A 12937-nucleotide genomic window follows, 5' to 3' on the forward strand; every position below is an offset into this window, starting at 1 on the left:
AGTTCGTCGTGCGATACACAGGTGCGGCAGGTTTGGGCATCACGCCCATCTATCCCACTCGATTCCCTACGTGAATCCCCAACGTCAGTTTTGCAACAAAGCCCCTTTTTTGGCCAGATCGATTATCAGCCAATCGACCTGATCAGTATCACCGCGGGCGGTCGCTACACCCATGAGAAAAAGACCTTCGAAGGCGGCCAGCAGGACCTGAACGGTTTCAACTACAAGCTGTTCGGTTGCTCCGACGCGAACGGCAACGTTACGCCCAACGGGCCCTTTCCGCTTGCGCCGATCACGTGCTTCCAGGGGTTGAGCTACCCCGATCCGAGCAATCCGGTTCGGGTCTACGTGCCTGGCGTAAACCGCAAATCGTTCAACAATTTCTCGCCGAAGATCGGAATCCAGCTTCATCCGGCCGATCGGTTGCTGGTCTATGGCAGCTGGTCGAAGGGGTATAAGACCGGGGGCTGGACCACCCGGCTGACCAATCCGCAAGGGAATTTCGCGCCGGATTTCAACGAAGAAAAGGCGACAACCTGGGAATTCGGCGTCAAATCGACTTTCCTCGATCGCCGATTGCAAGTGAATGCGGCCGCCTTCACCACGGATTACAAGGACATTCAGCTCAATATCCAGATCGGCACCTCACCGACGATCGCCAACGCGGGCAACGCGCGCATTCGCGGGATCGAACTTGAGGTCGTCGCCGAACCGGTCGACGGGTTCAGGATCAATACCTCGCTCGGCTATATCGATGCGGTCTATACCTCGGTGTCTGCCGCTGCCGCCGCGGTCGGGGGTGCCAATGCCTTCCAGGCCGGAACGCTGGTCGGCACGAGCCTGCCCAAAACGCCCAAGCTGAAGCTCAACATCAGCCCGCGCTACAAGCTCGGGCTCGGCAATGGCGGGGCGCTGGTGCTGCTGGGCGACTATACCCACACCAGCAGCGTGTGGAACGATACGCAGCGGACTTTCCTGCTGCAACGCGTGCCAAGCGACATCTTCAACGCCAACCTGACATATCAGGACCCGCACGACAGCTGGACGCTGACGATCGGCGCCACCAACCTGACCGACAAGAGGTTCCTCACCGCGGGCAGCTCCAATCTCGCCGACGGCATTATCTATGGTACTTATAACCGGCCGCGCGAATGGTATGCGAGGGTCGGCTTCAAGTTCTGATTTGCGGCGATGCGCGAGATCGAAGCAGCGGTGGTCGAAGCACCGGGAGCGGCCTTTCGCATAGAAATGCTCGCGCTCGGTGCGCCTGGGCCCGATCAGATCCTAGTGGCGATCCGCGCTTGCGGAATCTGCCATACCGATCTGATCATGCGGGATGGTCATTTGCCGGTGACCTTTCCGAGCGTGTTCGGGCACGAGGGCGCTGGCATCGTTGCGGCGGTGGGAACCGACGTCCAGTCGGTCCAACCCGGCGATCATGTGCTCATCAGCTTCCACAGCTGTGGCCGGTGCGGGGCGTGCCATGATCACCAGCCCGGCTATTGCGTGGAGTTTGTACCGCGCAACTTCCTCGGCGTGTCCGGCCCCGACGATGGCCGGCTGTGGCGGGGCGGCGCGCCGATCGGCGGAGAGATTTTCGGGCAGTCGGCGTTTGCGACCCATGCTTTGGCGCATGCCCGCAATGTCGTGAAGATCGATCGCGATCTGCCGCTGGAGATCCTCGCGCCGCTTGGCTGCGGCGTCCAGACGGGCGCGGGCACCGTTTTGGAAACGCTGAATGTGCAGCCCGGCGAGTCGGTTGCCGTCCTGGGTGCGGGGGCCGTCGGCCTGTCGGCGGTGATGGCGGCGGTGATCGCCAAGGCCGGGCGTATTGCCGTGCTGGACAGGCACCAGCACCGCCTCGCTTTGGCAAGCGTGCTGGGCGCGACGGTGGTGACAGACGATCTCGCCACGCTTGGCGATGGTTTTGACCATATCATCGATACAACGGGCGCCGTCGATCTGGTGGCAGCGAGCATCGACAAACTCGCGCTCCGGGGTACGCTGGCGCTGGTCGGCGCTTATCCGGGCGACCCCCGGCTCGCGCTCGATTTATCGGCGATCATGAGCATGGGGCGGAAAATCATCGGAGTGGTCGAGGGCGGCATCGATCCGCAGCGTTTCATCCCCCGCCTGATCGACCACTACCGTGCCGGCGCTTTGCCGCTCGAAAAACTGATCCGCACCTATCCGTTCGCCGCCATTGCCGAAGCCGTGGCCGCTTCGGAATCGGGCGCGGTGGTCAAGCCGGTATTGATCATGGATAACCGCTCTAGCTGATTGGCTGTTGCTAGCCACGCCGATGAAATGCCGGAAAATAGCCCTACATTGGATCTTAAACTTCTGAGGGCCCGTTGGCATGACCAAGCATATGCAGATCGATTTCGTGTCCGACGTATCGTGTCCGTGGTGTGTGATCGGGTTGAAGGGGCTTGAGCAGGCCTTGGCCAATGTCGGCGATCTGGTCGAAGCGGACATCCGCTTTCAGCCGTTCGAGCTCAATCCGCAAATGCCGGCCGAGGGCCAGGATATTGCCGAGCACATCCAGCAGAAATACGGATCTACGCCCGAGCAATCCGCTGCCAATCGAACGATGATCCGTGACCGCGCCGCGGAGCTTGGATTTACGATGGCGATGTCGGACGGCAGTCGCATCTACAACACGTTCGACGCGCACCGCTTGCTCCATTGGGCCGGGATCGAGGGCCGACAGCGTGAACTGAAACACGCGCTGTTCGAGGCGTATTTCACCGATGGCCGTAATCCGGGCGATATCGCGGTGTTGGTCGCCACGGCGGAAAAGGCCGGCCTCGACGGGCCTGCCGCCCGTGCTGTCCTTAGCTCGGGGCAATATGCGGACGACGTCCGCGCGGACGAGCGGCTGTGGCAATCGCAGGGTGTGTCGGCGGTTCCTGCGGTGATCATCAACCGAAAATATCTGATCTCGGGCGGGCAGCCGCCCGAGGCGTTCGAGCGCGCGCTTCGCAACATCGCCGCCGAAGAATGACCCACGGAACCTGACAGGCGGTCGGACAACGCCGCCGACCTGGCGTCAGTTCGCCATGTCGATCCCGACCGCCGCCAGAATTGCGCTTATGCGGTCGCCAGTTCCAGCGTCTCGCTGATCTCGAACCACACGCTTTCCGCCGCATCGAGTTTCTTCGACACCTGCACATGTTGCTTGGCCAGCTCGGCGGGGCTGAGCCGCGCGAGCCATGCTTCCGCCGTGCTCGGATCGAGCAATGCGCGGTCGATCGCGTCGCGTTGCTTGGTCAGCTTCACGACCAACGCCTCCGCCTCATGCGCGCGCTTCTGGAGCGCGACTGCCGCGGCGCTGATCTGCGGTTTTTCGTCCTTTTTGACGGCGGTCTTGGTCTTGCCCGCGTCGCCTTCGCCCGCCAGCACGAAGGCGATGTAATCCTCCATGCTGCCGGCATATTCCTTCGCCGTGCCGTTATCGACCAGCACCAGCCGGTCGGCGGTCAGCTCGACCATGTGGCGATCGTGGCTGACCAGAATCACCGCACCGTCATAGGCGTTGAGCGCCTGCACCAGCGCCTCGCGCGCATCGACGTCGAGATGGTTGGTCGGCTCGTCGAGGATCAGCATGTGCGGCGCGTCGCGCGTGATCAGCGCGAGCGCGAGGCGCGCGCGTTCGCCGCCCGAGAGTTTGCCGACCTTCTGCGTCGCCTTCACCCCCGAGAAACCGAAGCGCCCGAGCTGCGCGCGAACGGCGCCCGGCGTCTTGCCCGACATCATGCGCGTCATATGTTCGAGCGGGGTGTCGTCGCCGTCGAGTTCCTCGACCTGATACTGTGTGAAGTATCCGACGCGCATCTTGCCCGACGCCGTCATCGCGCCGTCCATCGCGGGCAATTGCGCCGCGAGCAAGCGCGCGAGCGTGGTCTTGCCGTTACCGTTGCGTCCCAGCAGCGCGACGCGGTCGTCGGGATCTAGCCGCAAGTTCAACCGCTGCAGGATCGGCTTATCCGCATACCCCACCGCCGCCATGTCGAGCGTGATCAACGGCGGCCGCAGTTCCTCGGGCGAGGGGAAGTCGAACGACAGCGTCGAATCCTCCGCCATCGACGCGATCGGCTGCATCTTCGCCAGCATCTTCTGGCGGCTCTGCGCTTGCTTCGCGGTCGAGGCGCGCGCCGAATTCTTGGCGATATATTCGCTCAATTTGGCACGCTGCGCATCCTGCGACGCCTTGGCCGCGGCAAGCTGCGCGACACGCTCGGCGCGCTGCCGCTCGAAACTGTCATAGCCGCCGGTGTAGAGATGCACCTTGCCGCCTTCGAGATGCAGGATCGTATCGACGACATTGTTGAGCAAATCGCGCTCATGGCTGATGACGACCATCATCGCCGGATAGCTTTTCAGGAAGTTCTCGAGCCACAGCGTCGCTTCGAGATCGAGATGGTTTGACGGCTCGTCGAGCAGCAGCAGATCGGGTTCGGAAAACAGCAGCGACGCCAGCGCCACGCGCATCTTCCACCCGCCCGAATAGCTGTCGAGCGGACGCTGCTGCATTTCCTCGTCGAACCCCAGCCCGACCAGGATCCGGGCCGCGCGCGCCTCGGCGGTGTACGCGTCGATCGCGGTCAGCCGGTCATACACCGCGCCCATCCGGTCGGGATCGGTGCAGGTCTCCGCCTCCAGCATCAGCGCCGCGCGCTCGGTATCGCCCGCCAGCACCGCTTCGATCGGCGTGGTCGTGCCCGACGGCGCTTCCTGCGCGATATAGCCGATGCGCGTGCCGCGCGGCATTTCGATCTCGCCGAGATCGGGCTCGAGCTGCCCGATCATCACCTTCATCAGCGTCGATTTGCCCGCGCCATTGCGCCCGATCAGCCCGACACGGCTTTTCGGCGGCAAGGCGGCACTCGCGCCGTCGAGGATCGCGCGCCCGCCAAGGCGCACCGTGATACCATTGATGTTGAGCATAGGCCGCGCGCCTAGCAGATTGTTGCGCTGCACCCAAGGGGCGGGTTTGTGCGTTAGCGCCGATCTGCACATCGGTTTGGTGTAGGGAAGACACAAAGTGCTGACAAAGGACCGTATATGAGCGTAGCCTTCCGCCGCGAAAGCGACGAAGAACATCTCGAACCCAAATTCGAACGCCCGATCGCGCCGGGGCCGAACCTCGTCACCGCCAACGGCCTAGCGCTGATCGGCGAGAAAGTCGTGGCGCTCGAAACCGCAATTGCCGCCGCGCCCGAGGAAGACCGCGCCGCGCTCCAGCGCGAACTCCGCTACTGGCACACCCGCCAGACCACCGCCGAAGTGGTCCCCCCGCCGGCACCCGGCACGGTCGGTATCGGCAGCCGCGTGACCTATCGCCTGAACGGCGCCGAGCGCACCGCCCACATCGTCGGCGGAGATGAAGCCGATCCCGCCGCGGGCCGCATCGGCTTCCAGGCCCCACTCGCGCGCGCCCTGATCGGCGCGGAGGTCGGCGAGCGCGTGGATTTTGCGGGGAAGGACGAGGCGATTGAGGTGATGGCGGTGGGGTGAGGGGGGACGGCAGGTTCCGCCCCAAACGCAGACGTGCGGAAAGCTTCGCGGAGGGCGCTTCGAGCCAACTGGTCTCGTCCAGTTGTTACGCCTCCGAAAGGAGCGTATCGTGCCAACTTCCCGGAAGCGTAGCTGATCAGCGCAAGGGATGTTTCGGACGTAAACCTTTCGCAGGAGACGCAAGATGAAGAACTTTGTGCTTGGATCGGCGGCTGTCGTTCTGGCTCTGACCGGAGCTGCACCGGGCGTTGCTCAGACACAAAAGCGTCAGAACGCAAGTGTCGAACTGCGGGTGACTGACGCTGCAGGAAAAGGTGTTGAACTCCGCGCGTTGCCCCAAGAGGAGCAGCAGCGGATCAATAGCCTAAGAACCAGCCTTCAGGAGTGGGGCAACCAGCAACCGCAGCGGGTGCGGATCACGATCGAGTGTCGGTTCAAACCATTCGGTTGCACGATCACCGTCGCGTTTTAATCGCATCGTAGGCGCAGCACTCCGGTGCTGCGCCGAATGGTTGCAATGTCCGCTTTCAAAATCGGCCATGCGCCAATCTTCCCACCCGGAAGTCTGTCCTACAAACCCGCACAATGTCATAGTGCCGTCGCGGGCTTCTCGCCTAACGTTCTTTGACCCCGTCGCTCTCCTCAATCCCACCGCGCGGGACACCTGCGTCAAAACGCGTTTATCCCTAACTTTAGCCTAAACTTCCGCCGCCCCCCGTCACCGCACCAGAACAATCCGCGCCACCATCCCGCCGCCGTCGCGATTCTCCAGCGTGATATCCCCCCCCGCATCGCGCACGATCGTGCGGGCGAGCGCCAGGCCCAGCCCGATCCCGCCGGTCTCCTTGTTGCGGGAGGTCTCGATCCGGGTGAACGCTTCGAATACATCGCCGAGGCGATCGGGCGGGATGCCGGGGCCGCGGTCGCAGACGGCGATCGTCACGGTGCGCGCGTCCGCCGTGACCGACACCTCCGCCGCGCCGGCATATTTCAGCGCATTTTCGATCAGATTGCGCACCGCGCGGCGCATCAGGCCGGGACGTAGCCGCATCGTCAGCCGCGCGCCGGCCTCGAACGCCACGTCCGCGTCCAAATCGCGGAAATCCTCGACCACGGCGTCGACCAAAGCGGCGAGATCGACTTCGGTCGGCGGTTCGCTCGGGCGGCCGAGCCGCGCCAGCGACAGGATGTCGTCGAGCGTCGAATTCATCTCGGCGATCGTGTCGGCCATCCGCAACCGGTCGTCTTCATCCTCGACCGATTCGATGCGGACGCGCAAAGCCGCCAGCGGCGTGCGCAGATCATGCCCGATCGCGCCGAGCATCCGGTCCTTCTCATCGAGCATTGCCGTCACGCGCAGGCGCAGCGCGTTGAACGCAACGATCACGTCGCGCACGTCCTGCGGCCCGCGCGTTTCGACCGGATCGACCGCCGCGCCCGGCTGAAAGTCGCGCGCGGCAATGGCGAGGCTGCGCAGCGGCTGCGAGATGCGCCGCGCCGCCCACAGCAGCGGGGCGAGCGCGACGCCGTAGAGGATCAGCGTCTGCGCGATCAGCCGCCAGACAATCAACGCGTCGCTGCGCGACCACGGCAAGTTGAGGATCAGCCACTGCCCGTCGGGCCGCTCGACTGCCACCATCAGTTCGGCCCCGGCGCGCAGCAGCCGCTCGACGCGCGGCTTGCTGACATAGCGCAGCCGCGGGTCGTTGCGGTTGATCGGCAGCACTTGCGTCTGGATGCGCCCGACCTTGACGCCGGCATCGTTGAGCGCTCCGCGCAGCGCAATTTCGACCTCGGGCACGTGCTGCCCGCCCGCGACGACAGGAGAGGCGGCGGCAAGCTGTACGCGGCCCCAATTTCCCCCGCCGAGCGGGCGGCCGGCGTCGATCCGCTCATCGGCATCGATGATCCGCGTGACGACCGGGCCGGTCGCCTGGTCGAGCCGGGCCTGGCGGCGTTCTGACAAGAGCAGAGTGAAGTTGATTGCTTGCGCGACGAACAGCGCTACCGCGATCAGCAGCGCCATTTGCCCCGACAGGCTGCGCGGCAACAACCTCCCCGCGCCCCGCCTCAAAGTCGCGTTACTTCGGCGGCCAGCGTATAGCCGCCGCCCCACACCGTCTTGATCAGGTCGGGGGTCTTGGGATCGGCCTCGATCTTGCGGCGCAAGCGGCTGACCTGATTGTCGATCGCGCGGTCGAACGCGGCGGCCTCGCGCCCTTGTGTCAGGTCGAGCAACTGGTCGCGCGTCAGCACTTGCCGCGGGCGGGTGACGAGCGCGTGGAGCAAATTATACTCGCCGGTCGACAGCGGCACCGACACGCCCTCGCGATCGACCAAAGTCCGCTCGCCCGATTTGAGGACCCATCCGGCAAAGGCGAAGGAGCCGGTCTCGGGTGCATGCTGGCGCGCGCCCCCGGCGGCAGCGCGCCGCAGGATTACTTTCACGCGCGCCGCCAGTTCGCGCGGCGAGAACGGCTTTACGACATAATCATCCGCCCCCATTTCGAGCCCGACGATGCGGTCGGTTTCCTCGGTGCGGGCGGTGAGCAGGATAACGGGAATCTCGCCAGTTTCGCGGATGTGGCGGGTGAGCGACAGGCCGTCCTCGCCCGGCATCATGATGTCGAGGATGACGAGGTCAATGGCATAGGCCGTCATGCGGGCACGGGCACCTTCGGCATCGCCCGCTTGCGTGACGCGAAAGCCCTGCCGGGTCAGATACTGTGCGAGTGGCTCGCGGATCGAGCGTTCGTCGTCGACGAGCAACAGATGTGGCGTGTCCCCCATAGTGTCCGTCTGTAGCATGGCTGGATTTTCTGGAAAGGAGGGGGCGTTCCGTGGGGAATGCCGGACGAGCAACAGGGGAGGCGCTCGTCCGGCGTCCGGGCCCGGAAGGGGTTTACTGGCCCGGATTGGGTGCAGGCGCGGGCGCTGCTGGCGCGATGGCATCGGCCGGATCGGCGTGGCGTTGCCCGGCCATCGCGGGGGCTCGGTTCTGCCATACATCGAGCTCCGCGGGTGAGAGCTGCCCGTCCTTGTTCGTATCGATGCGGGTAAAGCGACGGTCGGCCTGCGCCATGAACTCGGCGCGCGTCATTGCTTCGTCACCGGCGCCGGCGCGTGCCATCATGCGGCCACCCGGGCCCTGCCGTTCATCGGCGGTGAGCGTGCCGTCCTTGTTGGCGTCCATCCGGTCGAAGTGGGCATTGGCCTGCGCCATGTCCTCGGCCCGGGAGATCATGCCGTCGCCATTGGTATCGGCGCGCATCATGCCCATCCCGCCGCCTTGGGCGAAGGCTGTCGTTGCTAGGACGGTGACGGCAAACGACGCGAGGAAGGTGTAGCGCATGATCGGGACTCCGCTCGACAGGATCGGGACGGCGCCCGGTTCGCGCTCCTTATGCTGCCCGAACTGTCGCGCCGCTGTGCCGGTAGGCGGGACAAAGTGTCGCAAAATGTCGCAACTATGCCCTTCCGTCACCCCGGGCTAGTGCCGGGGTCCACTGTGCCGCGTGCGCCGCGCCCACGATCATGAACTTGTACCAGGCCGCTTGGTGGACCCCGGCACAAGGCCGGGGTGACGGTGGAGCGGTGCGTGCGTTTACCCGAAGATCGCGACGCTCTGCATGCCCTGCGCGATCGGCACGCCATCGGCGTTCCACAGCATCATCGTTTGGCTCGATCCGCCGTTCACCGCGTGCTGCGATTCCGCCGAGAGCAGCCACCAGCCGTCGGTCGTCGCCGGGGCCGGGGTCAGCAGATTGACGATCCACGTCACCGAGCTGAGCGGCACGAAGTCCTTGCCGAACAGCTTGAACGCGGCGGGGGGGAGCGCGTCGGCGAGCGCCAGCACCTCGACCATCGGATCGAGCCCGGCATAGTCGCGCAGCCGCGCCCAGCGCAGCCATTCGGCCTCGCCCTTGGCCGCGTCCTTCATGTCGAGAAAATTGAAATTGCCGGTAAAAAACTCGTCCGGCCCGGTGTAGAGCGTCGCATCCGGGGCTGGCGGCGCGATGCTGCTGTCGAGGCGACCGGCCAATTCGACCCGTGAGGGCTGTTCGGCCATGAACACGAAGATCGCGCGGAAGCCGAGCCCTGCGTCGGACACGATATCGGCCTGAATGAAGGCGGCGGTGCGCCCGCGCCGCAACTTCGTCGCGGTGACGGTGACTGTACCCGACAGCGGCCCGATGAACGACACTTGTGCCGAGCGGAGCGGGGGAAGGTCGGGCTCGATTGCTTGCGCGGCATGCAAAGCGAGCGCGCTCGACAGGCCGCCATACGCGGTGCGGCCCTGCAGCCAGTCGCCCGGGATTTCGGCGCGGAACCCGCTTTCGAGCGGCGTCGCCTTGGCCAGAATCTCGCGGATCGGGGTCACGCTGCCGTCTCCGTCAGCCGGTCACGCAGTTCGCGTTTGAGCACCTTGCCAATCGCGCTGCGCGGCAATTCGTCGATCGCGTGCAGCGTCGACAAACGCTGGGTCTTGCCGAGCTGTGCATTGGTCCAGTCGAGAATCTCAGGGATACTCGCGTCGATCCCGGTATGCGGGACGTAGAAACCGACCGGCGTCTCGCCCCACGCTTCGCTCGCCACGCCGATCACGCTGCAATCGGCGACGGCGGGATGTTGTGCGAGCACGGCCTCAAGATCGGTCGGATAGATGTTGAACCCGCCCGAGATGATCAGATCCTTCTTGCGATCGAGCAGCGTGAGGAACCCGTCTTCGTCGAAGCGCCCGATGTCGCCGTGGCGGATGTAGCGATTGCCCTCCGCATCGAACCATTCGGCGGCCGACGTCGCCTCCTTGCGTCCGTGATACCCCGTCATCATCGCGGGCGAGCGCCCGACGACTTCGCCCATATCGCCCTGCGCGACTTCGGTGCCGTCCTCATCGATCAGCCGGATATCGTGCCCCTCGACCGGGCGACCGACGGTGTGGAGCTTGTCGGGGAATTGATTGGCGACGAGCAGGCATGTGCCGCCACCCTCGGTCATGCCGTAATATTCGACCAGCAAACCGGGCCAACGCGCCAGAACATCGGCTTTCAGCGCGGCGGAAAAGGGGGCGGAGGTGCAAGTTTTGAACTGGAAGCTCGCCAGATCGAACCGGTCGAAATCGGGCAGCGCCATCAGCCGCTGATATTGCACCGGTACCAGCATCGTGTGCGTCGCGCGGTGCCGCTCGGCGAGCGTCAGATAGCCGCGTGCATCGAATTTCTTCATCAGCACGACGGTGCCGCCCCAGCCGAGCGTCGGCAGGAAGCTGACCAGCGTTGTATTGGAGTAAAGCGGCGTCGCGATCATCGTGACGGCATTGCCGAAGCCCGCGGTGGCATTGCGGTTGATATGCGCCCAGCGCATCGCGTGGCTCTGCACGATGCCCTTGGGCGTGCCGGTGGTACCCGAGGAATAGATGATGTTGAAGCCGTCCTCGGGCCGGATCGTGACGGGCGCGGGGGTGGCCCCGGCGGGGGCGAGCCACGGCCCGAGCGACTTCAGATGGACGAGCTTGCCCGGAATATGCTGCCCCGCCAGCGCGGTCGCCGCCTCGGCATCGATAAAAGTGATCGGCGCGGCGCAGTCGGCGATCATCGCCACGATGCTCTCGGGCGTCCCCGATGGCGCGAGCGGCGTCGCCACGCATCCGGCGCGCAACGCACCCAGGAACACGGCGGCATAATCGATGCTGGCCGAGGCGACGATCGCGACGGCATCGCCTTGCTGCACGCCGTCGCGTTGGAGCGCGGCGGCGATGCGGTCCATCAAGCCACCGAGGCTGGCATAATCGAGTTCGCCGCTCGCATCGGCCAGCGCGACCTTGTCGCCGCGTTCGGCGGCATGCGTCCGGATCAGGTCGGGAAGGGTGGCGAAATCGCTTTCGAGCATTTCGGCGGCAGTCGTCATGCGTGGTTTTTCCGATACCGTAGCCGCGATCCGCTAGGCGAGACGGGACCAAAATGCCATACGCGACGTTCGAAAAAGCAGCGGGGCCAACCCAATATGATCCTTTACGACTCTCCAAACCCCGCGCCCAACCCGCGTCGCGTCCGGATTTATCTCGCCGAAAAGGGGTTGAGCGTGCCGCTGCAGACGATCTCGATCCGCGATGGGGAGCATCGCGGTGAGGCGTTCCTGCAGGTCAATCCGCTCGGGCAAACTCCTGCCTTGGTCCTCGACGGGGCCGACGTGCTGACTGAGAGCGTCGCGATTTGCCGCTTCTTCGAGACGCTGCATCCCGCGCCGCCGCTGTTCGGCAGTGGTGCGCGCGGCGTGGCCGAGGTCGATCAGTGGATCCGGCGTGTCGAATTGCGGCTGATGACACCGCTCGCGTTGGTGTGGCAGCATACGCACCCCTTCACCGCGCGCGTCGTGAAGCCGCAATATACCGACTTTGGCGAAAGCCAGCGCCCGCGCGTCATCGCGGCGATGCGCGAATTCGACATAGCACTCGCATCGCGCGACTGGCTCGATGGAAAGGGATACTCGATGGCCGATATCGTGCTGCTGACGACGATCGATTTCGCGGCCTTTGTCGGGATCGCCATGCCCCAGGACGCCACCGCCTTGCGCGCCTGGCATGCCCGCGCCACCGCCCGCCCGAGTGCGCAGGCATGAGCGCCGATATGCAGGGCGCGGTCGCGATCGTGACCGGCGGCGGCACTGGGATCGGCGCGGCGGTGGTGCGGCGGCTGGCGGCGCGCGGCGTGCGCTGCGTGGTCAACTATGCGTCGAGCAAGGACGATGCTGAGGCGCTGGTCGCTGAAATCGGCGCGGGTGCGATCGCGGTGCAGGCCGATATCGTCGAGGATGCCGCTTGCCATGCGCTTGCCGATGCGGCGATCACCGCGTTCGGGCGGATCGATTTTCTGGTCAACAATGCCGGCCGCACCAAATTCGCCAATCATGAAAATCTCGACGCGCTGAGCGCCGACGACTTTATCGACATCTACCGTCTCAACACGATCGCCCCGTTCCAGATGATCCGCGCCTGCGCGCCGGCGATGCGGGAAGGCGGTATCGGCGCGGTGGTCAATGTCGCGAGCGTTGCCGGGGTATTCGGCCATGGCTCGTCAGTCGCCTATGCCGCGTCGAAGGGCGCGCTGACAACGATGACCAAGAGCCTCGCGCGCGCTCTCGCCCCCGCGATCCGGGTCAATGCGGTGGCACCCGGCTATGTCGGGACGGGCTGGTTCGAGAAGCGCTTGGGCGAGGCGGGGTTCGCCGCGCTCAACGCGCGCATCGCCGCCGCGACGCCGATGGGCATGGCGGCGACGCCCGACGATATTGCCGGGCCGATCGTGATGCTGCTCGATCCCGCATCGCGCGTGATTACCGGCGAGACGATGCTGCTCGATGCCGGCGCGCATCTCGACGTTGGGCTGGCGCGGCGACCTGGGCGCGAAGTCTAGCCGCG

Annotated in this window: 13 protein-coding genes; 7 read left to right on the forward strand and 6 right to left on the reverse strand. The window is 65.1% G+C overall.

Features of this window, described 5'->3' with window-relative positions; genetic code table 11:
* Positions 1-90 precede the first annotated feature (90 nt).
* The 3 genes from IEV62_RS12265 (at position 91) to IEV62_RS12275 (ending at position 3007) form a co-directional block, all read left to right on the forward strand.
* Positions 91-1182 (forward strand): TonB-dependent receptor, encoded by a 1092-nt coding sequence (locus IEV62_RS12265; RefSeq protein ID WP_229733086.1) that lies wholly within the window; start codon positions 91-93, stop codon positions 1180-1182.
* Between the two features lie 9 nt (positions 1183-1191).
* Complete coding sequence (locus IEV62_RS12270; RefSeq protein ID WP_188447879.1) at positions 1192-2280, forward strand: NAD(P)-dependent alcohol dehydrogenase; 1089 nt, start codon at positions 1192-1194, stop codon at positions 2278-2280.
* Positions 2281-2359: 79 nt separating this feature from the next.
* A complete protein-coding gene (locus IEV62_RS12275) occupies positions 2360-3007 on the forward strand; it encodes a DsbA family oxidoreductase (RefSeq protein ID WP_188447881.1) in 648 nt (215 codons plus the stop codon).
* Between the two features lie 86 nt (positions 3008-3093).
* Here the strand turns inward: IEV62_RS12275 and IEV62_RS12280 are convergent, their stop codons facing one another.
* Entirely contained in the window at positions 3094-4950 is a 1857-nt protein-coding gene (locus tag IEV62_RS12280; protein WP_188447883.1) for an ABC-F family ATP-binding cassette domain-containing protein, read from the reverse strand.
* A 117-nt stretch (positions 4951-5067) separates the two neighbouring features.
* Here IEV62_RS12280 and IEV62_RS12285 point away from each other — a divergent pair, with 117 nt between their 5' ends.
* Together IEV62_RS12285 and IEV62_RS12290 are read left to right on the forward strand one after the other, a co-directional pair.
* Positions 5068-5520: a GreA/GreB family elongation factor gene (locus IEV62_RS12285; protein WP_188447884.1), complete on the forward strand. Its 453-nt coding sequence runs from the start codon at positions 5068-5070 to the stop codon at positions 5518-5520.
* Positions 5521-5704: 184 nt separating this feature from the next.
* Positions 5705-5992, forward strand: a complete 288-nt coding sequence (locus IEV62_RS12290) for a hypothetical protein (RefSeq protein ID WP_188447886.1) — start codon at positions 5705-5707, stop codon at positions 5990-5992.
* 246 nt (positions 5993-6238) lie between these two features.
* Here IEV62_RS12290 and IEV62_RS12295 read toward each other — a convergent pair whose 3' ends face one another.
* The 5 genes from IEV62_RS12295 to IEV62_RS12315 form a co-directional block, all read right to left on the reverse strand.
* Entirely contained in the window at positions 6239-7546 is a 1308-nt protein-coding gene (locus IEV62_RS12295; protein ID WP_188448023.1) for a sensor histidine kinase, read from the reverse strand.
* A gap of 44 nt (positions 7547-7590) precedes the next feature.
* Positions 7591-8310 (reverse strand): response regulator, encoded by a 720-nt coding sequence (locus IEV62_RS12300; RefSeq protein WP_188447888.1) that lies wholly within the window; start codon positions 8308-8310, stop codon positions 7591-7593.
* 112 nt (positions 8311-8422) lie between these two features.
* A complete protein-coding gene (locus IEV62_RS12305; RefSeq protein WP_188447890.1) occupies positions 8423-8872 on the reverse strand; it encodes an EF-hand domain-containing protein in 450 nt (149 codons plus the stop codon).
* A gap of 252 nt (positions 8873-9124) precedes the next feature.
* A complete protein-coding gene (locus IEV62_RS12310; protein ID WP_188447892.1) occupies positions 9125-9901 on the reverse strand; it encodes a thioesterase family protein in 777 nt (258 codons plus the stop codon).
* Complete coding sequence (locus IEV62_RS12315) at positions 9898-11427, reverse strand: class I adenylate-forming enzyme family protein (protein WP_188447895.1); 1530 nt, start codon at positions 11425-11427, stop codon at positions 9898-9900. Before IEV62_RS12315 ends, IEV62_RS12310 begins: the two co-directional genes overlap by 4 nt.
* A 96-nt stretch (positions 11428-11523) precedes the next feature.
* Between IEV62_RS12315 and IEV62_RS12320 the strand changes: the two genes are divergently transcribed.
* Both IEV62_RS12320 and IEV62_RS12325 read left to right on the forward strand, forming a co-directional pair.
* On the forward strand, positions 11524-12138 hold the full coding sequence (locus tag IEV62_RS12320; protein ID WP_188447897.1) for a glutathione S-transferase family protein: 615 nt from the start codon (positions 11524-11526) through the stop codon (positions 12136-12138).
* The gene (locus IEV62_RS12325; RefSeq protein WP_229733089.1) at positions 12135-12932 is read left to right on the forward strand and encodes an SDR family NAD(P)-dependent oxidoreductase; all 798 of its coding nucleotides are present in this window, start codon (positions 12135-12137) and stop codon (positions 12930-12932) included. Before IEV62_RS12320 ends, IEV62_RS12325 begins: the two co-directional genes overlap by 4 nt.
* Positions 12933-12937: the final 5 nt, after the last annotated feature.

Origin of the sequence: Sphingomonas psychrolutea (assembly GCF_014636175.1) — a bacterium.
GTDB classification, from domain to species: domain Bacteria; phylum Pseudomonadota; class Alphaproteobacteria; order Sphingomonadales; family Sphingomonadaceae; genus Sphingomonas; species Sphingomonas psychrolutea.